This window comes from Gelidibacter gilvus (assembly GCF_004115975.1).
GTDB lineage: Bacteria > Bacteroidota > Bacteroidia > Flavobacteriales > Flavobacteriaceae > Gelidibacter > Gelidibacter gilvus.
The window spans coordinates 365,308-391,327 of the sequence record NZ_SDDZ01000002.1; the positions used below are offsets into that span (position 1 = coordinate 365,308).

At 36.8% G+C, this 26,020-nt stretch carries 20 protein-coding genes and 1 other RNA gene; 8 read left to right on the forward strand and 13 right to left on the reverse strand.

Features of this window, described 5'->3' with window-relative positions; genetic code table 11:
• Nucleotides 1–105 precede the first annotated feature (105 nt).
• Nucleotides 106–441: RNase P RNA component class A (gene rnpB, locus ESZ48_RS05615), an RNA gene on the reverse strand.
• A gap of 263 nt (nucleotides 442–704) precedes the next feature.
• Between rnpB and dnaX the strand changes: the two genes are divergently transcribed.
• The 3 genes from dnaX to miaE all read left to right on the forward strand — a co-directional run bounded on the left by dnaX (nucleotide 705) and on the right by miaE (nucleotide 3,741).
• On the forward strand, nucleotides 705–2,435 hold the full coding sequence (gene dnaX, locus ESZ48_RS05620) for a DNA polymerase III subunit gamma/tau (protein WP_129016343.1): 1,731 nt from the start codon (nucleotides 705–707) through the stop codon (nucleotides 2,433–2,435).
• 97 nt (nucleotides 2,436–2,532) lie between these two features.
• Complete coding sequence (locus ESZ48_RS05625; RefSeq protein ID WP_129016344.1) at nucleotides 2,533–3,093, forward strand: hypothetical protein; 561 nt, start codon at nucleotides 2,533–2,535, stop codon at nucleotides 3,091–3,093.
• A gap of 66 nt (nucleotides 3,094–3,159) precedes the next feature.
• Nucleotides 3,160–3,741 (forward strand): tRNA-(ms[2]io[6]A)-hydroxylase, encoded by a 582-nt coding sequence (gene miaE / locus ESZ48_RS05630; RefSeq protein ID WP_129016345.1) that lies wholly within the window; start codon nucleotides 3,160–3,162, stop codon nucleotides 3,739–3,741.
• 99 nt (nucleotides 3,742–3,840) lie between these two features.
• Here miaE and ESZ48_RS05635 read toward each other — a convergent pair whose 3' ends face one another.
• From ESZ48_RS05635 to ESZ48_RS05650, 4 genes are all read right to left on the reverse strand, one after another.
• Nucleotides 3,841–4,368: an outer membrane beta-barrel protein gene (locus ESZ48_RS05635; protein WP_129016346.1), complete on the reverse strand. Its 528-nt coding sequence runs from the start codon at nucleotides 4,366–4,368 to the stop codon at nucleotides 3,841–3,843.
• Nucleotides 4,369–4,461: 93 nt separating this feature from the next.
• Complete coding sequence (locus ESZ48_RS05640) at nucleotides 4,462–5,370, reverse strand: Ppx/GppA phosphatase family protein (RefSeq protein WP_129016347.1); 909 nt, start codon at nucleotides 5,368–5,370, stop codon at nucleotides 4,462–4,464.
• A gap of 3 nt (nucleotides 5,371–5,373) precedes the next feature.
• On the reverse strand, nucleotides 5,374–7,434 hold the full coding sequence (gene ppk1 / locus ESZ48_RS05645; RefSeq protein ID WP_129016348.1) for a polyphosphate kinase 1: 2,061 nt from the start codon (nucleotides 7,432–7,434) through the stop codon (nucleotides 5,374–5,376).
• 161 nt (nucleotides 7,435–7,595) lie between these two features.
• Nucleotides 7,596–8,081, reverse strand: coding sequence for a SixA phosphatase family protein (locus ESZ48_RS05650; RefSeq protein WP_129016349.1), 486 nt, complete (start codon nucleotides 8,079–8,081; stop codon nucleotides 7,596–7,598).
• Nucleotides 8,082–8,458: 377 nt separating this feature from the next.
• On the opposite strand from ESZ48_RS05650, the gene ESZ48_RS05655 reads away from it, so the two are divergent.
• From ESZ48_RS05655 to ESZ48_RS05670, 4 genes are read left to right on the forward strand one after another with little or no spacing between them, the layout of a single operon-like run.
• A complete protein-coding gene (locus ESZ48_RS05655; protein WP_129016350.1) occupies nucleotides 8,459–8,950 on the forward strand; it encodes a hypothetical protein in 492 nt (163 codons plus the stop codon).
• Nucleotides 8,951–8,980: 30 nt separating this feature from the next.
• Nucleotides 8,981–14,731 (forward strand): HYR-like domain-containing protein, encoded by a 5,751-nt coding sequence (locus ESZ48_RS05660; protein ID WP_129016351.1) that lies wholly within the window; start codon nucleotides 8,981–8,983, stop codon nucleotides 14,729–14,731.
• A 10-nt stretch (nucleotides 14,732–14,741) separates the two neighbouring features.
• Entirely contained in the window at nucleotides 14,742–15,659 is a 918-nt protein-coding gene (locus ESZ48_RS05665; RefSeq protein WP_129016352.1) for a PorP/SprF family type IX secretion system membrane protein, read from the forward strand.
• An 11-nt stretch (nucleotides 15,660–15,670) separates the two neighbouring features.
• Nucleotides 15,671–17,581, forward strand: coding sequence for an OmpA family protein (locus ESZ48_RS05670; RefSeq protein ID WP_129016353.1), 1,911 nt, complete (start codon nucleotides 15,671–15,673; stop codon nucleotides 17,579–17,581).
• 911 nt (nucleotides 17,582–18,492) lie between these two features.
• On the opposite strand, the gene ESZ48_RS05675 is transcribed toward ESZ48_RS05670, so the two are convergent.
• A complete protein-coding gene (locus ESZ48_RS05675) occupies nucleotides 18,493–18,987 on the reverse strand; it encodes a CAP domain-containing protein (protein ID WP_129016354.1) in 495 nt (164 codons plus the stop codon).
• Nucleotides 18,988–19,371: 384 nt separating this feature from the next.
• The gene (gene pdxH, locus ESZ48_RS05680; protein ID WP_129016355.1) at nucleotides 19,372–20,019 is read right to left on the reverse strand and encodes a pyridoxamine 5'-phosphate oxidase; all 648 of its coding nucleotides are present in this window, start codon (nucleotides 20,017–20,019) and stop codon (nucleotides 19,372–19,374) included.
• An 82-nt stretch (nucleotides 20,020–20,101) separates the two neighbouring features.
• Here pdxH and ESZ48_RS05685 point away from each other — a divergent pair, with 82 nt between their 5' ends.
• Nucleotides 20,102–20,521, forward strand: coding sequence for a hypothetical protein (locus ESZ48_RS05685; protein WP_129016356.1), 420 nt, complete (start codon nucleotides 20,102–20,104; stop codon nucleotides 20,519–20,521).
• Here ESZ48_RS05685 and ESZ48_RS05690 read toward each other — a convergent pair.
• From ESZ48_RS05690 to rpsA, 6 genes are all read right to left on the reverse strand, one after another.
• Nucleotides 20,508–21,416 (reverse strand): ribonuclease Z, encoded by a 909-nt coding sequence (locus tag ESZ48_RS05690; RefSeq protein ID WP_129016357.1) that lies wholly within the window; start codon nucleotides 21,414–21,416, stop codon nucleotides 20,508–20,510. The two genes, ESZ48_RS05685 and ESZ48_RS05690, sit on opposite strands and share 14 nt — an antisense overlap.
• Nucleotides 21,417–21,518: 102 nt before the next feature.
• A complete protein-coding gene (locus ESZ48_RS05695) occupies nucleotides 21,519–21,851 on the reverse strand; it encodes a ribonuclease Z (protein WP_129016358.1) in 333 nt (110 codons plus the stop codon).
• 10 nt (nucleotides 21,852–21,861) lie between these two features.
• The gene (locus tag ESZ48_RS05700) at nucleotides 21,862–22,791 is read right to left on the reverse strand and encodes an aspartate carbamoyltransferase catalytic subunit (protein ID WP_129016359.1); all 930 of its coding nucleotides are present in this window, start codon (nucleotides 22,789–22,791) and stop codon (nucleotides 21,862–21,864) included.
• A 126-nt stretch (nucleotides 22,792–22,917) separates the two neighbouring features.
• Entirely contained in the window at nucleotides 22,918–23,268 is a 351-nt protein-coding gene (locus tag ESZ48_RS05705; RefSeq protein ID WP_129016360.1) for a hypothetical protein, read from the reverse strand.
• A 2-nt stretch (nucleotides 23,269–23,270) separates the two neighbouring features.
• Nucleotides 23,271–23,810, reverse strand: a complete 540-nt coding sequence (gene pyrR, locus ESZ48_RS05710; protein WP_129016361.1) for a bifunctional pyr operon transcriptional regulator/uracil phosphoribosyltransferase PyrR — start codon at nucleotides 23,808–23,810, stop codon at nucleotides 23,271–23,273.
• Nucleotides 23,811–23,960: 150 nt separating this feature from the next.
• The gene (rpsA, locus tag ESZ48_RS05715; protein ID WP_129016362.1) at nucleotides 23,961–25,823 is read right to left on the reverse strand and encodes a 30S ribosomal protein S1; all 1,863 of its coding nucleotides are present in this window, start codon (nucleotides 25,821–25,823) and stop codon (nucleotides 23,961–23,963) included.
• Nucleotides 25,824–26,020: the final 197 nt, after the last annotated feature.

Here is a 26,020-nt window from a genome sequence, read left to right on the forward strand (position 1 = left end):
CAAAAGCGGGATTAGTTCAACCAATATATTCCAATGCGCCTTCGGCTTTTGGAATATGGGTTTCACTGAATAAACAAAGCTCTTTGAATGAACAAAGAGCTTGTTTAAGTAAGTAAATCTATAAGCCGAATTCTGTCCATTTTCTTATTCAAAAGTATATTCAAAAAAGAGAGATGGCCTTATCATTTATCTGAATGTACTGTTACCAGTACATTTTAGCTGTCTACCCTCCAACAATCGAGCGTGCCGCCCTCAAGCGTTGGTATACATGACATTGCACCACATAGAGTTTACCTGGTTTCACTACAGCTTGACCTGTACATACTTTCTGTTGCACTTTTCCTGATCTCACGACCGATGGTGATTAGCCATTATGTTGCACTATGGTGTTCGGACTTTCCTCCTCCCGATTTCTCAAGAAGCGATAAGGCGGTTTACTTGAGCACAAAGTTAGTGTAAAGTTTTAGGTCTATAGAATTATAAATACTTAAAGTTTGGGGTGCTTAAAGTTTACTAATTGCCCAAAACGCATCGTTGTTATCATCTTTAAGTACTTTAGGCACTTATAACTCTGACTTTTGATACCATTTGTTAATAACTAATGCTAAAATTACAAGATGTAATTCCTTTATTAGAACCGAATTTTTAACTTTGTTACTTCTAGTTTTTCATTCTGAAAAGCGCAACTGAATGCAGTATAAACAATGGAACATTTCGTAGTATCGGCACGCAAATACAGACCACAAACCTTTAAGGATGTTGTGGGCCAGCAGGCTATTACCAATACGTTGATGAATGCCATTGAAAATCATCACTTAGCACAAGCCTTGTTGTTTACGGGACCGCGGGGCGTTGGTAAGACCACCTGCGCACGCATTCTGGCCAAAATGATCAATAGCGACGGCACAGAAAAAGAAGATGAAGATTTCGCCTTCAATATCTTTGAACTGGATGCCGCCTCCAACAACTCTGTAGATGATATTAGAAACCTAACGGACCAAGTTAGAATTCCGCCGCAAGTTGGAAAATATAAAGTGTATATTATTGATGAGGTTCACATGTTGTCGCAAGCGGCTTTTAATGCGTTTTTAAAAACGTTGGAAGAGCCACCAAAACACTGTATTTTCATTCTGGCGACCACCGAAAAACATAAAATTATTCCGACAATCCTATCGCGGTGTCAAATTTTTGATTTTAAGCGCATCACTGTAAAGGACGCTAAAAACTATTTAAAATACATTGCCGAAGAACAAGGTATAGACGCTGAAGATGACGCACTTCACATCATTGCCCAAAAAGCGGATGGCGCCATGCGTGATGCACTTTCTATTTTTGACAGAGTAGTAAGTTTTTCTGGTAAGAACTTGACGCGACAGGCGGTTACGGAGAACCTGAACGTCCTCGATTACGAAACATACTTTACGAGCACCGACTTAATTTTAGAGAATAAAATTCCAGAACTGCTCCTTCAATTTAATGACACGTTATCCAAAGGATTTGATGGACATCATTATATTGCTGGTTTAGCGTCGCATTTTAGAGATTTGATGGTCTGTAAAAATGAACACACCGTTGAACTTCTCGAAGTTGGCGAGGATACCAAAGTGAAATATATGGAGCAGTGCAGAAAAGCATCCTATGAATTTCTCATGAAGGGCATTGAACTTGCCAACGACTGTGATCTCAAATTTAAAAGCAGTAAAAATCAACGTCTTCTCGTTGAACTTACTTTAATGCAACTTGCCTCTATCACTTTTGATGGAGAAAAAAAAAATAGCAGTCACTACATAATTCCGGCGTCCTATTTTAAGGCAAAAGGCATTACTCCAATTGCAGTTACACTTCCAAAAAAAGATACATCAATAAGCCACACTGTTGCGGAGCCTATAGCATCCAGTACGCAAACTATAATCAAGGAAAAACCAAGTGTTTTGGTCCAGCCGATGGTTCCTAAAATCGATTTGAAACCCGATCCAAAACGCACTTCCGGGCTTTCCTTAAAAAGTATTAGGGCTAAAAAAGAACATCTCATCAAACAAATGGAGGTGGTCATTGATCCCAATGATTTACCAAAAGAAGATTTTACACCTGAAGCCTTCCATAAAGCTTGGGAGGACTACGTCAAAACCTTAGATCAAAAAGGAGAGAAAATCATGGTATCTATTTTGGAAATGAGCAAGCCTAACTTAAGGGGTACAGAAATACATGTGGAATTCCCCAATGAGTCCCTTAAAATTGAGTTGGAACGTGCACAGTTTCCGTTGATGGAGCACCTCAGAAAAGCAGTTAAGAATTTTGATCTAACTTTGCATGTTGAAGTCAATGAGGAAGTCGCAAAACAATATGTCTTTACACCCTTGGACAAATACGAGAAATTAAAAGAGAAAAACCCGAATATTGAGCTTTTGAGAAAAACCTTTGGATTGGATATTTAACTTGAAAATTCATCTGCACAACGAGTATAAGCCCCAAACATTAGCGTCAAAACCGACATGGTTTTAGAATCTTTACAGGTTTAAAAAATAACGACATATGAAAAACTCACTTCTATTACTTGCTTTAATTTCAATTGTTTGTTTGAGTTGTGATGGTCGACAAACGAAAAAAGAGGCTTTAGACCGCGCGATTTCTGAATTCAATTTGAAACATACCGTATCGGAAATGGTCAACTATCATCCTGAAGCTTATGTTGAAATAGTGACGGATACTTTAATTTCAAACGGTATTCATGTTCATATCAAAAACTATTCACTTTTGGACGAACAAATTCTGATTTCGCATACAACAGATGTCACTTCCAAAGAAGTCAAATATCAACGTGTATTTGAATCGGAAATCATAGTTTCCAATGCTTCAAAAGATATTTTAAGCACCCACATTTCTGCAAAAGATTTTAAAAGTATGAATACTGATGTATTCTGGGATGATGCTACTTTGCAACATGTCTGGGTAAATCAAGATCTGTCAACGGAAGGCGATATTAAATTGGATATTTCTTTTATCAATCCTAAAAACAACGCTTACAAATTGTACAGAATGTCCATCGATGGTTATGGGCAACAAACGCTTAACTTAATTGAAGAACACAGTTAGATAAAATGAAAATCGTTAGTGATTGAAAAATAAATCTCACGGTTTTAAACTTTTAAATTAAAAATTATGCTCGGATTAAAATTACCCACTGACCCGCGTTGGGTGAATATTGTTGAAAAAAATATTGAAGACATATTAACAGATCACGCTTACTGTGAACAAAAAGCGACAAGTACCGCTATTTCTTTAATTGTGAGTTTTCCGGAATATACAGAGTTAGTGCAAGAAATGGTGGCTTTGGTCAAAGAAGAAATTAGTCATTTTAAAATGGTGCACGACAGAATCATCGAAAACGGTTGGACTCTCGGGAGAGATCGAAAGGATGACTATGTGGTTCAATTGCTGAAGTTTTTCCCAAAAGGAGGAAGTAGAACTACACAATTGGTCCATAGACTACTATATGCTGCATTAATTGAAGCCAGAAGCTGTGAGCGTTTCCGACTGCTTTCAGAAGAGCTGCAGGATAAAGAATTGGCTGAATTCTACAGAAAATTAATGGTGAGCGAAGCCAATCACTATACTATGTTTCTAGGATTTGCCAGACAGTATGGTGACCGCCAGGAAGTAGATAAGAAATGGAATGAACTTTTAGAGTATGAAGCGGAAATAATGAAAAACTTGAGTGTAGGCGAAACGATACATGGATAGGTCTTATAAAATATAGGGCCATTTATATATAAAACAAACACTAAAAAACAACAAAGCTCCATATTAATGGAGCTTTGTTCATATTATATTTAGATGGTATTAAAGTCTGTAAGTAAACCCAAATTGCATCACACCTTGTGTGGCTTTAAGATTTAATTCTTCATCAAATACGTTCGAAATCCCGTATATATAACGGAAATCGATACCAATTTCATCAGTAATCATATATTCGGTAAATCCCACACCAGAGAATACAAGATTCTTAAATCCGTCCTGATGTTTATGGATTTTCAAACCCAATTGTGGTCCAACACCAACCTTAAATCCGCCAAAAATATTGTAATTCAATATCACTGGTAAGTTAAGATAATCAGTTTTATAATACTGTAAATTGGCGCCTTCTGGAGAATATTGCAATTCTGTCATAACAGCCAAAGTTTCGGTCAATCCAAAATCTACAAATGCACCAAAAACAAAACCGTTTCTATGCGGATTGGCACGAATACCGTCAACTTCATAATCCATATTAGAGACATTGGTGGCAAAATGCACCCCGTAATTGATGTCTTGGGAGAATGAGACGGTTGTAATTCCTACAATAAGTAAAAGAGTAAATAGTTTTTTCATAATTCATGATTTGAGGCTGTGAATATATATTGAAAATAATTATTCCAATGAAATATTAGATATGTAACAATAAAAAGAAGATAAACGGCTAACTTATACCAAGTTTATACTTGATACCGTACCAAAGTAGACGCTTTTGATAATTCCATCAGAAAGTCCGATTTTTGGAACGTAAATATACTTGGCACCACTCCACTTCATGGCAGAAAGATAGATTCTGGTGGCGGGAATAATAACGTCCGCTCTATCTTGGTTAAGGTCTAATTCTGTAATACGCTCTTCATAACTGTAGGTTTGGAGCATGTTGTAATAGGAAGTTAAATAAAAATATGTTAGCGGTTTGCCCGCTGCTCTACCTGAGATTTTAAAGATTTTGTTAATGTTTCCACCAGACCCTAAAAGGTCAATTTTTTCATATCCTTTGGTGCTTTGTTTGATCCACGTTTCCAATTCCAACCAGACTTCTTTTTGCACAATATCATTTAACAACCTTACCGTTCCTATTTTAAACGATTTTGAAGCTGCAGTTTTACCCTCATGAATCACAGAAAACTCAGAGCTTCCACCACCTACATCCACATATAAATACGTTTTGCTCGGATCTATATAACTGTTCAAATCTGTAGCGGCAATAATGGCTGCTTCTTCTTCGCCATCAATAACATCGATCTTTATTTTGGCTTGTTTTTTAATAAGCTTTACAATATCATCGCCATTTTCAGCTTCACGCATCGCAGAGGTGGCACATGCTTTATAGGTCACAACTTTATGCGAGGCCATGAGCAATTTAAACGCGTTCATCGTGTCTACCAAGCGCAATTCATTTTCTTTAGAAATTCTCCGATTTAAAAAGACATCCGCCCCCAAACGTATTGGCACACGTACCAATGAGCTTTTTCTGAAAAGTGTTGGCTTTCCTTTTTGTTCAATTATATTTGAAATAAGCAAGCGTACCGCGTTGGAACCAATGTCAATAGCTGCATATTTTTTAATGTTTAACATAGTTTAATCTTGTAGTTTATTGGCATAATAATTATAGATCTCAAATTGTGACCTTACCTTTGGCAAATTATTACGTCTGTATTTATTTTCATGAGTACCACATAACAAACGAGCCTTTACATTGTCATTCCAAGCAATATGAAAAACATCCAAAAGCTCATTTTTAATGTCCTGATCGTAAATTGGACAGGTGACTTCTACCCTATTTTCAATATTTCTTGACATCCAATCGGCCGAAGAAATATAAATTTTTGGATCATCATTATTACAAAACACCAATAACCTGGTATGTTCCAAAAACTTATCAATAATACTGATCACCTCTATATTTTCACTCATCCCCTTAATTCCGGGAACCAAGCAACAAATACCTCTAACGATCATTTGAATTTTTACACCAGCTCTACTGGCCTCATACAACTTATCCACCATCATATAACTTGAAAGGCTGTTAAGTTTTAGTTTTATGTACGCGGGTTTGCCGTTTTTGACGTTTTCTATTTCGGTATCAATAAATTTAAACAATTTCGTTTTAGTGTAATGTGGCGAAACAATAATGTGCTTATATCTAAAAATTCGATAATTGGTTTCGAAAAAATCAAATACTTTGACCACATCTTTCAAAATTCTTTGGTCCGAAGTAAACAAGGTATAGTCTGTATAAAGCGTAGCGGTGGATTCGTTAAAGTTACCAGTACTCAAAAATCCGTAGCGTTTTATTTTATTGTTTTCCTCTCGCTCAATGACGCACATCTTGCTATGCACTTTGAGACCTTTGACGCCAAACAGAAGGTTGACACCATCTGTTTGCATTTGCTCCGCATAATCAATATTGGCCTGCTCATCAAAGCGTGCCTGCAACTCGATAGCTACAGTTACTTTTTTTCCGTTTTTAGCAGCATTGATCAAGGAACTGGCCACGTGCGAAATTTGTGCCAATCGATAAATGGTAATCTTTATGTTTTTTACTTTAGGATCTAAAGCTGCTTCCCTTAAGAATTTGACGATATATGAAAAAGTCTGATAAGGGGTGTGCAACAAATAATCTTTTTTAGCGATATTATGAAAGATACTCGTCTCTAAACTCAATCCTTTTATGGGTAGTGGCTCTATTTTTTCATACAGCAAATCGGTTCTTCCTAAACTTGGAAAGTCCATGTAGTCGCGTCTGTTATGGTAGCGTCCACCAGGAATAACGCTGTCTTTGGAATCTATGCCCATCATGTTCATGAGCAACAGCAACGTTTCATCATCGATGGTTTTATCGTAGACAAATCTGACCGGTTCTCCTATTTGTCGATGTTTAACGCTGTCTGATATCTTTTCGATAAAACTCTTGCTCAGATCACTCTCAAAATCCAATTCGCCATCACGTGTAATTTTAATCATGTGGGCTGACACGGATTCATATTTAAAAATATTAAAAATATCATTCAGACAATACCGTAATAAATCATCCATCAAAATGATATAATTGTCTGGACCTTTTTTTGGCAACACTACAAACCGATCCAATGTCTTAGGGATTTCAATAAGAGCAAATTGCTTTTTTTGATCGCTAAATACCATTTTGACGGCAAGGTACGCTGCACTATCTTTTAAGGTTGGCAGCTTTACCAATTCGCTCAAAATAATGATTACCAATGCAGGACTTACACGCTGAATGAAATAGTTTTTTATAAACCGGTGTTGTGACTCGTCAATTTGTGTTTCATTGACGATATGGATATTTTTATCTTCCAACCGCTTGTGTATGGTTGCTAAGATCTCGAGACTATCACTTTGTTGCTTGATGACGATTTGTGTGATAATTTCCAATAATTCGCCAGCGGAAATCCCTCCCAACTCGCTTTTACCGGTTTTTCCTGCTTCATCAATACGTTTGACTGTGGCGTATCGCACCTTAAAAAACTCATCTAAGTTGTTAGAGAAAATACCCAAAAAGCGAAGGCGTTCAATAAGCGGAACAGATTCGTCTTCTGCTTCCTGCAGAACACGTTCGTTAAACTGTAACCAACTTAATTCTCTATTGATGTATGTATTGGAATTGATATCTTTAACCATTAAGCGAGGACTGAATTTAATCTACCACAAATATATTCTATTTATACCTTAAAATAAAGGCGTTACTCAAGATATACTTTCAATTATTACTTCCACCGTAAATGAGAAGTACAGGCATTAACACAACACTCGTATTTCATCACAATGACAAATGAAGTGGTTTATTTAAAATCTTTCGGTTTTAGGATCATTTTGGTTTCACCTTGACTTACCTCTTGCCATTGATTTACATTAAACTCAATCATGACCAAACCTGAAGTTGGCAGATTGTCAATATCAGCATCTCCAAAACTATTGGCCAAAGATGTAAACGCATGGTTATGGCCAAATATCATGATCTTATCCAAATCGTCATCCAAAGATTTTATAAAACGTCTCACTTGATTTCCGCCAAAATCATAGAGTTCATGGTCTATGGTCAACAACTTCTTTTCCAAACCAATATTATCCATAAACAGCTGACAGGTAGTTAGTGCCCGGTTTGCAGGACTGCAGAAAATGGCCTCAGGATTAAAGTTATAAGCTCCAAATGCCTTGGATACCAAATTTGCATCAGTAAAACCTCGCTTACTCAAAGGACGGTTTAAATCACTGACATCGTGGTCCCAAGAGGATTTGGCGTGTCTTATTAGTACTATTGTTTTCATATCTTACTCGATTAAATGCGTATTTTATCGACAAAGTGTTGCATATGTCCTCCTTATCGATTATTTTCGTCCCTTCAACATTTATTTTTGTTTTAACTAATTGTTATATGTTGCTTTGTTCAAATAAATTAATGTAAATGACCCCAAATCAAAAACATGTTAATGAATCCATTCCCGCATTGGTTTGCAATGCAACTTCCCTCTACATATTTAAAGAATTTCATTTTTAGGCACATTTATTTTTAATAAGAATAGCTTAAAATGAAAACATATTACTTAGTGATCCTATCAAAAAAAGATCGCTAAGTCATGAAACAATTAGATTAAATAAACTATTTAGGACTATGAACTCCAAATTTAACACAAAGTTTTTAAGTATGATAATACTTATTGGACTTTTCTCGGGCACTTCTTTTTCTCAAGAAAATGCAATCCATAAATTATCTGATCGTGAACAGACGCTTGCACAAGGCACTACTGTTGGTAAAAGAAGCTCTACGATATCATCGGAGTTTCCTTATGATTTACTGTATGATTTAAAAGCTACCGTTTATGTAAAAGATAATGGTATTTTAAATGTTATAGGTGCTGGAGCTCCAGTAGTCTTGAAGTTTTTGGATACTAAATCCTTTAACTTTTTATCTGCAACAAATGCTCTTTATGATCAAATTCAACTCATCACTATCAACTTGAGTTCAGCAAATGATTTGAGAAACTCGTTTAACCTAGATGCCATTAAAGGTTTTAGCAATTTAAAATATATCCATTTGAAATGCGAATTTGAAATTTCCGAAAATCAGATTCGGTCATTCCTTCAAAATGCAGATCCTGAGATCGTTTTCTTTTACAATTCTTATAAACGTTCATAATACCTACTGACTTCTTTAAAAGTTATCACTATGAAAAAACTATACTCCGCAAAATCTAATAACTTAAAATCAATACTGCAGCTTGTATTGGTTATGGTTTTAGCATTATCTCCTACTTTGTTTACTTATGGACAGGTCAAAGTTCCTTTTACACCACGATCTTCCGTATTTACTCCTGGAAAAACCATCTATAATGTTAAAGGTGATTTTACCATGATAGGTAATACAAACCTAACCTTGGTCAATTATACTGATGATGGGAATAATGCTGACGATATGAAATATGTGGATGTGGACAATGATCCCAACACATTAAACTCTTCATCGGCAACTCTTACCTTTTCAGATGAGTTCGGTGCAACTCCAGAATGTTCCAATATTGTTTACGCAGGTTTATACTGGTCAGGAAGAGCCGGAGCTGAAAATACATTCACTGTATCGAAAGATGTTGTTATAAATAACCAAGTTGTTCCGGTTACAAAAACTTTCGACAAAAGAAAAGTTTCCATTAAAGGCCCTAGTGCAACAAGCTATACCCAATTAACGGCAAATGCCACTGACATCTATTATCCATCAGGAGTTGATGACAATATGTATTCAGCATATGTTGATGTTACCGATTACGTTAAAAACAATGGTCAATCCGGCGTCTATCATGTTGCCGATATGGCTCTTGTAGAAGGTGATGGTGATGATATTGGTTATTTTGGTGGATGGGGAATGGTAGTCGTTTATGAAAACTCACAAATGAAATGGAGAGACATTACCGTTTTTGATGGCCATGCTTATATAAAAGGTCATGCAACATTGAACCACACTTTAGATGTTGCTGGATTCAATTCAACGCAAAGTGGCCCTGTTAATTTGAGATTAGGCATTATGGCCGGCGAAGGTGACAGATCAATCGGTGGTGATTATTTTAAAATCCAAAAACAAAGTGATAACTCATACCAACCCTTAAGGCACGACGGGAATAGTATGACTAACTTCTTTAATTCTACCATCCGAACTGAAGGTGTGCGAAACCCAAATTTATTGAACAATACGGGATTAGATATTACCATGTTCGACCTTGATAATTTCAACAATTCCATTATAGGTAACAATCAAACCTCCACACGTTTCCAATATGGTTCTACACAGGACTCCTATATTATCTTCAATATTACGTTTGCGGTAGATGCCTATATTCCAGAATCTGAAGGATTATTGTCCATACATAACATTGCTGGCAATCCTGTAAATGCGCCTTATGTTGCGCTTCCAGGTGATGAAATTGAATATGGTTTGGAAATTAGAAACAAAGGTACAGAAGCTATACAAAACGCAAAATTAGTTATTCCAATTCCGTTTACTTCTGAATTTGTTCCTGGAAGTATCAGTTTCAATGAATATGATAATTTATTTAATGCTACTGCTCCGTATTTCGATCCAAATGAAGGTGCAACTGGTTCAATTGTGTGGGATATTGCCTATTTACCTCTAGATACCGATTTAACAAAGTTGCTTGCGGATATCCGTTTCAGATTAAAGACTACGGAAGATTGTACCATTTTAGTCAATAGCAATTGTTCAACCAAAGTAGTCATCTTAGGTGGCTATATTTCTGGAACAGGAGCTACCTCTGGAATTGATTATTCCTTACCCTTAATTCAAGGTTACCAACAAAATGGGGTTTGTGAGGGAGAACCAAATACAGATCCACTGACTGTAGATATCAATTCTGAGCAATTTATTCTTGACAATTGTAGTGATGTAACCGCTGAAAGAGCGTTCTACTACTGTAATGTAGAGAGCAGCACTATCCCTGTATCTGAAGTTCAGGCACAATTTCCTCAAGGTTCATTGTTTTATGACTCTTACCCTATTACCGGTAGCACTATTCAGTACAATGCCTCCAACCCTTTTCCAGCTACCCCGGGAATAAGTACTTATTATGCGATTCCTCCTGGAAGCTCGGCATGTAATTACATATTCACAATTGAAGTTACTGAGATTACAACCTCACCTTCCGTTACTGATGCTACGTATTGCTTAAACGAAACTGCTGGTGCTTTATCAGCCCAAGTAACCAATCCAGATTATTTACTGCTGTATTATACGGATAATGATCCAAATACTATTGGGCAAACTTCATTGGTTCCAGACACAAGCGTTGTTGGTGAATTTACTTATTACGTTTCAGAAGGACCTGCCACTAATTGTGTTGGTCCAAGAACACCAATAACCGTATCAGTTTATAATGCTTTAACAATTACTTTAGTAGATCAAATAAATAATTCTTGTGCAACTACAAATAATGGAAGTATCGATATTTCTGTTGAAGGTGGTTCAGGTAATTATATTTATAAATGGGAAGTTGATGGTGTGGCTGGTCCTACTACTGAAGATTTAACAAATTTGCCTGATGGCACATATACTGTTACCGTTTCAGAAGCAGACACTAATACCTGTACCGCTGCGGCAACTTTTATAATTACTACTGAAAACACTGGAGCTGTTGAGATTAATGCACCAGCTGATATTTCTGTAAGTGGATGTACGACAGGTGATATTACTAACGGTGGATTAACTTCATTGCCATATAGTGAAGCCATAGTAACGATAAGTAATGCTGAGTTTTTAGCTGAAGGCGGAACTTTTGTTGGTGACAATATTTCAAGTGTTACCTACAGTGATGCCTCTACAGGCACATGTCCGCTAGTTGTTACAAGAACATATACAGTTACAGATGGTTGTGACCAAACCGATACAAGTACTCAAATCATTACCATTGATATTGATTTGCAAGCCAACTTCATTGTTCCGCAAAATCAAACTGTCGAGTGTGGAAACTCAACTGATCCTACTTCTACGGGAACTGGGCTAGTCTCGCTAGCTTGTGGAACTGTGGACATTTCCTATACAGATGTATCTGTTGCAGAATGTGGCAACACTGAAACCATCACCAGAACTTGGACGGCAACCGATGCATGCGGAAATGTAGCCACTGGAATTCAAACCATAACCGTAGTTGACACGACTCCACCAGTTTTATCAATGCCTGATGACGTTACAATGGAATGTATCGGATATGCAAGAGGTCCAGAAGACTTGATTGGCGAAGCTACGGCTGTTGATGGTTGTGGAAGGGTAAGTCTTACTTTTGAAGATGTAGCCGTTCAAGGTTGTGGAAACACACAAGTGATTTCAAGAACTTGGACTGCAATGGATGAATGTGGCAATACAGTTTCTGACGTCCAAACAATTACCATTATCGATACTACACCTCCAACGCTTACTTTACCAGCAGATATCACTATTGAATGTAATGGTTCTACTGATCCTTCAGCTACAGGAACTGCAACTGCAATAGATAATTGTGGAGATGTCACCGTGACTTATACAGATTCAAGCACAGGAGAAGAAGGTGCACAGATTATTACTAGAACTTGGATTGCTACCGACGCTTGTGGTAATACAGCAGAAGGCACGCAAACAATTACTGTGATTGATACCGTCGCCCCTATTTTGACAGTTCCTGCAGATGTTTCAGTTGAATGTTCGACATCAACTGAACCTTCAGCGACAGGAAATGCAAGTGCCACAGATGCCTGTACTACGACAACACTAACTTTTACTGATAATAGCGTAGAAGGTTGTGGAAACACAGAAGTCATCACAAGAACTTGGATTGCCACTGATGCAGCTGGAAACACAGCTTCTGGTGATCAAATCATTACTGTAGTGGATACGACGCCACCGGTATTGACATTACCTGCCGACGTAACTATGGAATGTACAGGTCTTGCAAGAGGCACTGGAGATCCATTTGGTGAAGCTACGGCTACTGATGCTTGTGGAAATGTGAGTATTACTTTTGAAGATACTGCTGCTGCAGGTTGTGGAGTTTCTCAAGTTATTTCAAGAACTTGGACTGCTACTGATGAATGCGGAAACTCAGTCTCTGGTGTACAAACAATTTCAATTGTTGACATAACACCTCCATCAATTACAGTACCTGCAGATATCACTATTGAGTGTTCAGATTCAACAGATCCTTCAGTTACAGGAAATGCTTCTGCTTCTGACGAGTGTGGTGATGTGAACCTAACATTTAATGATGTGGTGGTTGACGGAAGTTGTGATAATATGAAAACGATTACAAGAACCTGGACGGCAATTGACGAATGTGGTAACACTGCTACAGAAATTCAAACTATTTCTGTTGTTGATACGACTGCACCTGTAATTGACACGCCAGCATCTGACATTACAATTGATTGTGATATAAATAATAATACATTGCAAGCTTGGTTAAACTCAAATGGAGGTGCCACCGCAACAGATAATTGTTCAACTAATTTGATCTGGACAAATAACTATAGTGGTTCAACTACAGATTGTTCTTCCTCTATAGAAGTCATCTTTACAGTTGATGATGGTTGTGGTAATACAACTTCAACTTTAGCAACTTATACAATACAAGATGTGACTGCTCCTGAAATTATCACACAAGCTACCAATTTAACTGTGGAATGTGATGGTTCAGGAAATACAAATGAATTGCAAAATTGGGTAGACGGAAATGCTGGCGCTTCAGCTGTTGACGAATGTTCATCAGTAACTTGGTCAAATGATTTCAATGGTCTTTCTGACGACTGTGGTGCTACAGGATCGGCTACCGTAACCTTTACGGCTACAGATGGCTGTGGAAACAGCTCAAGCACGACGGCTGTTTTCACCATTGTAGATACTGCAGGACCAATAATTTCGCCATTACCAGCTGAAACAACGATCGACTGTAATGAAACACCTGAATTCGCCCAAGTGACTGCAACAGACACATGTAGTTCTGACGTGACCTTAACTTTTGAAGATGTGACCACTGATGGTACTTGCGTAGGCGATTACACCGTGACCAGAACTTGGACTGCTACGGATGCTTGTGGAAATGTTTCAACTGCATCACAAATCATCCACGTTAAGGATATAACTGCACCAAATTTGGTAAACGAATACGATGCGGAAATAGCAATTACTTGTGATAATATCCCTAGTGTTCCAGAATTAGTTTTTGAAGATGCATGTTCTGAAGATATCCAGGTTGAATTTAATGAAACATCAACCGCAACTGAAGGAAGTCTGCAGTATGTGATCACCAGAACTTGGACAGTTTCTGATATTTGCGAAAATCAAGCTGTGTACACCCAAACAATTACGGTTGATAATACAGTTAATATAATTGTCGCCACAGGAACTGAACTATGTAACGATGACAATTTGAATTTTGATCTTTTTGATTTGTTGAGTGGAAGTTATGATACTAATGGCACTTGGAGTGTGGTTGCTGGTACTGCATCCTTAAATGGTAGCATATTCAATCCTTATAAATTGGATTTAGGAACCTACACGTTCATGTATGCTATAGCTGATGAATATTGCCCTTCCGAAACTCTTGTGAATATTACATTGAATGACGACTGTGTGGTACTCCCATGTGGCGCTGAAGATGTTATTATTTCAAAAGCAGTAACAACCTATGCTGATGGTAAGAATGATTTCTTTACGATCACTGGTGTTGAAAATTGCGGGTTCACTGTAGAACTTCAAATCTTCAACCGTTGGGGTGCTATGATCTATGAGTCTCATAATTACCAGAATGACTGGAATGGTGCCGCATCTAAGGCTTCTATCGGAAATTCAAACTTTGTACCAACAGGAACTTATTACTATGTCGTTAATCTAAAAAATAGTGGATTAAAACCTTTTGCAGGCCCAATCTACGTTGCAACCAAATAAATTTTAACCTATGAAATTTGTAAAGCTTAATATTATCGTTTTCGTACTGTTCACAAGCTGGGTGGGAGTTGCACAACAACTACCACAGTTTACGCAGTATATGTACAATACCATTTCCATTAACCCTGCCTATGCGGGAAGTAGGGAAACATTAAGTATTGTGGGATTGCACAGAAGCCAATGGGTTGGACTCGAAGGAGCACCAACTACCCAAACGCTATCCATACATACACCGCTTCGAAATGAAAAGATCGGATTGGGACTATCCTTTATAAATGATGAATTGGGATACCAAAATTTCCAATATGTCTATGGAGACTTTTCATATACCATTCAAACTGGCCAAAATACAAAGTTGGCATTTGGATTAAAAGCTGGGTTCACAGGATTTAGTTTAGACTCCGATTTTAGAGAAGCTGAATTTGATGACCCCGTAATCTACGGTTATGAAAACCGATGGAAACCCAATGTTGGTGCCGGTGCCTATTGGCATTCTGAAAGATGGTACTTAGGACTTTCTGCACCACGTTTATTGAACACAGATTACACTGGGGAGCAAGAATTTGAAGCCTTAGAACGTCTTAGCTACTATTTTACGGGAGGTTATGTGTTTGACTTAGGTGCAACCACCAAATTCAAACCAGCATTCTTGGTGAAAGCAACAAATGGAGCACCATTATCTATGGATTTAACCGCTAACTTCTTATTTAATGATGTGTTTTGGATTGGTGGCGCATATAGAAAAGATGAAAGAACATCCTCTTTGGGTGGGATTGTTGATTTTCAAGTGTCCAAACAATTACGCATTGGTTATGCCTATGAATATCCATTCTCTGATCTCAGACCTTATACAAGTGGAACTCATGAAATCTTACTAATGTTTGAAATCTTTAAAAGCAAACGTATTAAATCGCCTCGATACTTCTAAAACCTATAACTATGAAAACAAAATTATTTATATTCTTTTTTGCGCTTAGCAGCACGTTCATGGTTGCTCAAAGAAAATTGGCGGATAAGTTTTTCGAAAACTTTGCGTACGTAAAAGCCACTGAACTTTATGAAGAAGCGGTTAAAAAAGGCGATAGCAGTGAACATGTTCTAACCCGCTTGGGCGATTGTTATTACAACAACTCCAAATCTAAAGAAGCAGCTTTGTGGTATGGAAAAGCAGTCAACAAATACAACAAGGTCAATCCCGAATATATTTTTAAATACATTCAGAGTTTAAGAAGTATTGAAAATTATACAGAAGCTGACAAATGGTTGGTGAAATTTAAGGACATACAGGGAAACGACAGTCGTGTAAAAGACTTTGATGCCAACAATCTTGATCTCTATGAAGATTTAGCGTCCACTGAAGACGTTATTGTTAAGACTGAAAACATGCCTTTCAATACGGAATTCTCTGATTTTGGCGCGTATATTTCTGGTGACATACTCTATTTTGCATCTGCTAGAGATACTGACGTTAGAAAAAGATACGGATGGAATGCCGAACCTTTTCTAGATCTCTATTATGTGACCGTATCAAAAGATGAGACTGGTAAAAAAGAGTACTCAGAAGCTGACTTTATTAATTCCTCAAAAATAAATACTCCATATCACCAGGCATCTGTGGCCATTACCAACGACGGACTAACCATGTATTTCACTAGAGACAATGTCAACAAAAGAAATAAATTGGGCTATGACCGTAAAGGAACGTCACACTTAAAATTGTACAAAGCCTCTTTAGAGGATGGCGTTTGGAAAAATGTGGTTGAATTGCCTTTTAATAATGAGTATTATTCTAATGGCCACCCTACATTAAGTCCAGATAATACAAAATTATATTTTGTATCAGATCGTGAAGGCGGTTTTGGACAAACAGATATTTATTTCGTTAATATTTTAGAAGATGGAAATTATAGCGAACCAAAGAATTTAGGTCCAAAAGTGAATACGGAAGGCCGTGAGATGTTCCCTTTTGTTGCCAAAAATAATACCTTGTACTTCTCATCTGATGGTTACTTAAATTTAGGATTATTGGACATCTATAAGTCGGATATTTTAAAAAATGAAAATGCAGAACCTGAAAATCTTGGAGCCCCTTATAATAGTGGTTATGATGATTTCGCATTCTTTATAAATGATGACAGCAAAACAGGCTACTTCTCCTCTAACCGTCCAGGTGGAAAAGGAGGTGATGATATCTACGGATTTAACGCTGAGCCGTGCAAACAGAAAATTGAAGGTATTGCCAGAAATATTAAGACCAATGAAGTGCTTGCGAATGTTGAAGTGAAACTGATCAATAATACCGGTAAAATCATTGCAACGGTTATGACGTCGGAAACTGGAGCTTTTACTTTAGATGCCGATTGCGAAAAGACCTATACAGTTCTTGGAAGCAAAAAAGATTATAAAGATGGACGTAAAGAAGTTACGACCAACTTGGAAGATGGTAAAATTAATAATGCTGATCTTTATTTGACACCATTAATAGATGACAATCAAATTGTGATCAACCCTATCTTCTTTGATTTTGATAAATGGAACATCAGGACTGACGCAGAATACGAATTGGAAAACATCGTTGATGTGATGAGAGAACATCCAAACATGGTCATCAAAATTGAATCTCATACGGATAGTAGAGGAAGTGACAACTATAATATGAAATTGTCTGATAGAAGAGCTAAATCTACCAGAGATTATATTCTGTCTCGTGGAATTGCTTCAGAACGTATTGAGAGTGCTATTGGATATGGCGAAACCCAATTACTAAACAAGTGTTCTAACGGAGTTAAATGTACCTCAGAAGAGCACCAGTTAAACAGAAGATCATACTTCTATATATTGAAGGATTAATTTCTTCTAAATTTCAATAAAAAGAGCAGACCATGAGTCTGCTTTTTTTATGTCCTTTTTTCTAATGAGCGTGAATTGTATGACTTTTAAATTGTGGTGCTAGCATGATATTATTTGGATTAAAAGAGATTTTTAGTGTTATTAATCCTAAAGCAATCCGTTATTTTTATACCTTAAAATCGTCCAAAACCGATGCTCAGCTCCGATAACTTCAGATGGTAGATCCCCATCAAAATATTTAATAGAATAGCTTGAATATAAGCTGCAACCCCAAAGTAAGTATAATCCATTATGATTGGAAATCCATAGATTTATATTGGCTGACGGAAGTGTGCTTCGGGAAATAACTGGTAAAGATTTTGGGAAAACACAGTGTTAGCCGAGTTCCCAATTGTTATCTGGACATGGCTACAACATGTATTGAAATTAAAGTAGCTGCAATTAATCCGATAGCTATCCTTAACTAAATAATAAAAGAGATCATATTGTAGTCACTTTTTAAATAGATCATGTGCTGTATTTTATACCTGAAGAACCCTTCTTAAAACAGAAGTATATATTTAAAGTAACCGAATCAAGGATGCTTGGATCTAAAAGACAAGTGGATCACTTTAGGTCACCAAGTGATGGTGTTTAAATCCATTTTATGGAAGGGAAGTCTATAGGAAGAAAAGTCATTCACACTAGCCACTCAGAAAACTTTGAAACTTTGAATTTAGTCAAAAGTAAATTCCTTAGGAATACCATGGTACTAGTGAGAAGGCTTAAGATTGGTGTGACGGTTCAATCATGTAGAATTAGTGTAATGAACCGTTTTAGATGATCGTCATGACGCGCTATGCAAACAAAAAACCGCTCATATAGAGCGGTCCTTTCCACAATAACTAACACTCTTAAAATTTAATTTTGGACTAACGCTTAATAAATATATTTGTAAAATACCATTTGCCTTCTGAATTCTTCTCGGCAGAGATATCAAAATCAGTAAAATCGCCTTCTATAGTAGCTTTATGAGACGGGCTGTCTAACCATGCACTTACAACAGATTCAGCAGAACTATAGGCATATGCCACATTTTCTGAAACTTTCGTTGCTGATGCATTTTGAACCAAACTAGATTTACGCTGAAAAAAATTATTATGGCTCACCTGATTTACAGAAACCATATAATCCGTATGTGTGAATGCTACCGACTTGATAATACTCAAGTTGTTTAATGGAGCTAAGTCCAATCCTATTCTGTAACTATTGATCAATTCCAGAATTTCTAATTCAATGAGTTTAGCTGCTGGAGCATTTTTCAATTGAGCATGATCGATCTTGTCTTCTTGAAATTCTTCAGTAGAACAAGAGAAGGTTAGCATGGCCATTAAAGCCATCATTGGCAGGTAGGTAGAAATTTTCATAAGTAGGTTAATTCGATTTGGTTCAGCTAAATTAGAAGACTAATCTGAACTAACTGTTAAGAAAATGTTAAAATCGATGAAAAGCAGACAGTTAATCGCTTTTATATGCAAATCATCGATGAAGTGCAGGTTTCAAGAATAAATTTGAGTGTTACACCGATGAATTTGCACATTTTAACGAGAAAAGGAGGAATTGGAATTATTGGGTTGTTTTTCTATCTTTTAAAAACTTGCAATATCTTTCTAGATCAATGAAAGATGCTAATGCAATCTTATTTCAGGAATAAAGATAATCCTAGAAAACGCAATTTTATAGGACTAAAGACCCACGTTTTCGCTTTGTTTTTCACAATTTCTTAAACATGAATTTCTGAAAAACATCCATCATGGTGAAAGACGTTCCATTACCCAATCAAATTCCTCATTCAATGTAAACCGGATTCTATCGTGCAATCTATTTGGGCGGCCTTGCCAAAATTCAATTGAAATGGGTTTCACTATGAAACCTCCCCAATGCTCTGGTCTGGGAATTTCCTTGCCTTCAAATTTCGCTTCAAGTTGATGCAGTTCCTCTTCTAGTTCCTCCCTATTCTTTACAACTTCACTTTGATGGGAAACCAACGCACCTAATTGGCTTCCACGTGGTCGGGATTCAAAATAGCCATCACTCATGTTTGGAGATATTTTTTCTGCATTTCCTTTAATGATCACTTGACGTTCTGCCTGTGGCCAAAAAAATGACAGACAAACTTTGGGGTTGGCAAAAATGGCCTTTCCTTTTTCACTTTTGTAATTGGTATAGAAAATAAAGCCTTCATGTGTATATTTCTTAAGAAGGACTACCCTACTTTTAGGAAATCCATCCAACCCAATAGTAGAAATTGTCATGGCATTGGTCTCTGACTCATTAAAATTAGAATCTACTTCGTAAAACCATTTTTGAAAAACCTCCATAGGATTATCACTTATGTTAGCTTCTAACAAGGCCTGTTTCTCGTATGATCTTCTATAATTTCCTAAGTCTGCACCCATTACAAATTCCTTAACTGTTAAATTGTTGATTTTATTTTTTTGCTCATCAAATTCTTATAAATTTAAACAATATTTCCCCTAAATGCGATTTGAAGAAACTAAATATTTTAGTCTACTACCACATTCCAAAATAGAATTTACATTCGGAAAATTTTATTTTTTTGAAAATTTTGTCATTTCTGAAGTCCATGAAGGCGTGCACTTTGATTGGGACAAAATTTTGGAAGTTATTGGCGCGATGCAAGATTATTATGGTGAAGGAATAGAAATAGCCTATATCTCCAATAGGGTAGATTCCTATTCAATTGAGCCACAGTTATGGTATCGATTTCATAAGGAATTTGATTTTATTGTCGCAGTCGCCACAGTTGCTTACAACGATTTTGCATATATCAACGCCTCGATTGAAAAGCAGTTTGCAAATATCAGTCTGAAAAGGTGTGATGATTTAGATGCAGCACTTAGCTGGATCAAACACCTTAAGGAATTTAGTCAAAAATAAATTGTTTGCCATCTCTGGCCAATTTAACGGAACTGAAAATAGTCTGTGCTTCCAGTTTGAATTCATTCAAGTCATCATAACGTGTGGAATAATGACCTAGAATAAGGGTTTTCACATTCGCTTTCTTTGCTATAAGTGCGGCTTCCTTTGCTGTGGAGTGTTTTGTTTTTGGTGCTAAATGCGCATTTTTCTCTAAAAAAGTAGCCTCATGATATAACACATCAACATCTTTAATTATTGGGACGATATCTTCTTTATAAGCAGTATCACTACAAAAAGCATAGCTTTTAGGCGGTTTTGGTGGCAAGGTCACTTTTTTATGATCGATGAGTACGCCATCATTATTAAGCACATCATGGCCTTGTTTTAACTTATTGTAATACGCCATATCAATATTGGCTTCAATAACCGACGGCATGTGTAAATGGCGTTCACCTTCTTTTTCCTTAAACAAAAATCCATTGGTATAAATACGATGGTCTAAAGGAATAGTCCACACCTCTACTCTATCATCTTCAAAAATAAGTTCTGATGTATCGGAGGTCAATTCATGAAAAAAAAGTGGATAATTGGTCCATGAGTCGGCTAATTTCATCTGCAAGGTGATGACCTCTTTCAAACCTTTTGGACAATGGATGTGCAATTCAGTTTCCCTGGTCAACAGTCGGAATGTGGAAATCAATCCCACCAGCCCAAAATAATGATCACCATGTAAATGCGAAATAAAGATATGCTTGATACGGGCGAACTTAATTTTATTCCGACGCAATTCCACCTGAGTTCCTTCACCACAATCAATTAAAAAAAGATGGTTGTTAATCTCTAAAACCTGAGCAGTAGGATTGGTGTCTTTGCGTGGCGTTGCACTGAAGCAACCAAGGATGGTTAGTTTCATTTTTAAAGTTTAGAAGTTAGGAGTTTAAAAGTTTAGCACTAAAACGCCTTAAACAAATCAAATTTATGGTTTGTACCTAAACCTTGAACTCCTAAACTCATTTTAAATTCCAAGATCCCGTTCCATCTCCTCCATTTCAATCACGTCATAGGCTTCCTTCAGCGTAGGAACAACCATAATCTCGTCAGGCATCTCATCTAGATTGACTTGATCAGTTACGATAACAAAAGAATGCTTGGCACGACGATGTCTGTTTGAAATTTCTAAGAATTCGATAATGTCCTGTAAGCTGGTTTTTCTCAAGACTGATAAATTTATGATGACATTATCATTCTCAAATTTCGGATAGGTCGCTTGGAGTTTTTTCACCAATTCTATGATGGTACTTTTCTCTTGAGTTATAAGCGTGATGTTGTTTTCTTTATCAAAAATCATATGCGTCGATTTAATGTTTAATTTTTGAAGCTAATAAATAAATGACCGCCATCCTAATAGCCACGCCATTTTGAACTTGTTCCAAAATAATGGCTTGTTTGGAATCTGCCACGTCACTTGTTATTTCCACTCCCCGATTTATAGGTCCTGGATGCATAATGGTAATCTCCTTATCCAGAGAATTGAGCAATGCTCTATTTACGCCATATTGTTGTGTATACTCTCTTGTGGAAGGAAAGTAGGTCATATCCATACGTTCGTTCTGCACACGCAGCATGTTGGCAACGTCACACCATTCAAGAGCCTTTTTTAGATTAGTTTCCACTTTTACACCGAGTTTGTCGATGTATTTTGGCAATAAGGTTTTTGGCCCGCAAACCATGACGTTGGCACCTTGTAATTGAAGTGCAAAAATATTGGAAAGCGCCACGCGACTGTGCAAAATATCGCCCACAATAACCACGTTTTTACCTTGTACTTTACCCAAACGTTCTCTAATGGAATAACTGTCCAACAATGCTTGCGTAGGATGCTCATGTGCACCGTCTCCAGCGTTAATGATACTCGCATTGACATGTTGTGACAAGAACACGCAAGCTCCTGGATTGGGATGTCGCATGACCACCATATCCACTTTCATCGAGAGAATATTATTAACGGTGTCAATTAGGGTTTCTCCTTTTTTCACGGAAGATTGTGATGCCGAGAAGTTAATGACGTCTGCCGAAAGACGTTTTTCTGCCAATTCAAAAGATAACTTGGTACGTGTTGAATTCTCAAAAAACAAGTTGGCAATGGTAATATCCCTAAGCGAAGGTACCTTCTTGATGGGTCTATTGATGACTTCCTTAAAATGATCGGCTGTTTCAAAAATAAGTTGAATATCCCGAGAATTCAGATCTTTAATTCCCAATAAGTGATTGACACTTAATTCGCTCATTGTCGGTATTATTTATTGTTTATTCCTATTATTTATTCTTACTCGACTCTTTTTAATTTAAAAGTTCGAGGTCTCAACTTCGCACCTTCGCCAGTGCTATATTCAGGCAGGCAACTTCAGCTTATATTACTCAACTTGACTTAGATTAAACTCAAGTTCACTGTAGGTGCCGTCTTCTTTATTGAATCGTAAATATACCATCGCTTTATTTAAAAAATCGAATTGTTGCAACATGGGCTTCATCAACTTAAATAGTTCTTCTGCATTTCTTCCGTAGGCGAAAAGTCGTCCATCAGTGTCATCCATATTCACTTCATGCCCATCATATCTGCCAATGTCCTCAGGAATATTTTTGAACATCATGGCGTCTATACGATGGATTTCATCCAAGCCATCAAAGGATCCAAAAGAAACGATAACTTCATCCCCGTTCTCAGAGATTTTTTTATCGAGCATAAATAATTCTTCACTATTCATTCTTAATTATTAACTAGGTATACGGCATCTTCTCCTCCATGTTCCAACCAATTCACTTTTACCTTTTCTTTATTTATCGCATCTACCTGTCTGCCTCTATAATCTGGCTGAATAGGTAAATGACGACTAAATCGTCGGTCAATTAATGTGAGTAACTCAATTTCATTAGGTCTCCCAAAGGATTGAATGGCGGTTAAAGCCGCACGAATACTTCTTCCGGTATAAAGCACATCATCAATAAAGACAATGTTTTTATCTTCAACAAGAAAATTAATTTCAGTGGTATTAGCTTCCAATGGTTTTTCTCCTCTTCGGAAATCATCTCTAAAAAAAGTGATGTCCAAAAGTCCTAATTGGATGTGTTTGATATGATACTCGCTCTTTAAAATTTGAGCTAAACGATTCGCCAAGAATTTACCCCTGGGTTGGATTCCGATAAGTACTGTATTGGAAAAATCGTTATGTTTTTCAATGAGTTGACAAGCCAATCGATGAAGAATGATGTTGATCTCTTTGGCATTAAGTAACAGTTTTTGACTCATAGTTTTCCAAACGTATTTGGTTTACAAATTTAGGATAAAAATTCTTGTTTGCAATGGTTTTATGAACCTAAGACTTAAAGTGCGACCCCATAAAATAAAAAAAGCCCTCAACGGATGTTGAAGGCTTTGATTTACAAATGTTTTGAAAGATTATACCTTCCCGTCCATTTTATCTTTAAGAGCTTGTAAGGCATCATTGGCATCACCAAGAGTTGGTTTTGCTTCTGCTGCAGAAGCCTCTGCTTTAGCAACAGCTGCTTTTACGTTAGCCATTTCTTCTTCTTTAAAGATAGCAGTATGAGAAGCTACAACACGTTTGAATTCTTTATTGAACTCAATAATTTTGAATTCAGCAGTGTCACCTTTTTTCAATTTCTTACCATCTTCCATTTCTAAATGACGGGAAGGTACGAATGCAACGATATCTTCGTTAAATTCAACTGTTGCACCTTTATCAACCATTTCAGAAATTTCTGCTTTATGTGTAGTACCTAATGCGAATTCAGTTTCGTATTTGTCCCAAGGATTGTCAGTAGTTTGTTTATGACCTAAACTTAATTTACGTCCTTCAACATCCAATTCCAATACCACAACATCTAAATTGTCTCCAACATTACAGAACTCACTTGGATGTTTGATTTTCTTAGTCCAAGATAGATCAGAGATATAAATCAATCCGTCAATACCTTCTTCCAATTCTACAAACACACCAAAGTTTGTGAAGTTACGTACAATACCTGTGTGCTTAGAGCCTACTGGGTATTTTGTAGTAATATCAGTCCATGGGTCTGGCGTCAATTGCTTGATACCTAATGACATTTTACGGTCTTCTCTATCAAGAGTTAAAATAACCGCTTCAATTTCATCACCTACCTTTACGAAATCTTGAGCAGAACGTAAATGTGTTGACCATGACATTTCACTTACGTGAACTAAGCCTTCCACACCTTCTTCTACTTCAATGAATGCACCGTAATCAGCAATTACAACAACTTTTCCTTTCACTTTGTCGCCAACTTTAATAGTGTCGCCTAAAGCTTCCCAAGGATGTTTGCTCAATTGTTTTAAACCTAACTGGATTCTTGATTTATCTTCATCAAAATCAAGGATAACAACGTTAAGTTTCTGATCCAATTCAACTATTTCGTTTGGATGGTTGATACGTGACCAAGAAAGGTCAGTAATGTGAACCAATCCATCTACACCACCAAGATCGATAAAGACACCATAAGAAGTAATGTTTTTAACAACACCTTCCAATACTTGTCCTTTTTCTAACTGGCTAATGATTTCTTTTTTCTGCTCTTCAATATCCGCCTCAATAAGCGCTTTATGAGAAACAACAATGTTTTTGAATTCGTGGTTGATTTTCACAACTTTAAATTCCATTGTTTTATTAACGTACTGATCGTAATCTCTAATAGGTTTCACATCAATTTGAGAACCTGGCAAGAACGCTTCAATACCAAATACGTCAACGATCATACCACCTTTAGTACGACATTTAACAAAACCATTTACGATTTCGCCAGTGTCGTGCGCATTGTTTACACGATCCCACGCTTTGATTACTCTAGCCTTACGATGTGATAATACCAACTGTCCGTTAGCATCTTCACGTACATCAATTAATACTTCTACTTTGTCACCAACCTTTAAATTTGGGTTGTAACGGAACTCATTAAGAGAAATTACACCTTCCGATTTTGCGTTGATATCAATGATAGCATCACGATCAGTAATGTGGATGACTAAACCTTCAACAACTTCATCATCTAGGGTATCCACGAAATTTTCTGATACTAATTTCTCAAATTCCTGAAGTTTCTTGTCGTCTACTTGCTCAATACCTTCTTCGTAGTTGTGCCAGTTGAATTCTTCTAAAAACTTTTCAGGGTTTGATTGCGCTTCTGATACTTTAAAAGCTGCTTTTTCAGTAGTTTGAGTTTCTACTGCTGTTTCTGTTGCTTCGGTAGTTTCTACCTCTGCTGGATTTGTTTCTTTTTCAGACATTTGCTGAATACTATATTTGTATTCTGAGTGTTCTTGGAAGTTTTACGCGATCAACACACAGAAGTGTTATTTGCTTTTTTGTTTTATTCCTTTTATCTTCCACGGGTATCGCTAAAAGGAGTGCAAAAATACAATATATTTTTCTCTTTTACAAATTATTTAATGAACTTAGAATAAGCGATTAACATTCTCATTTG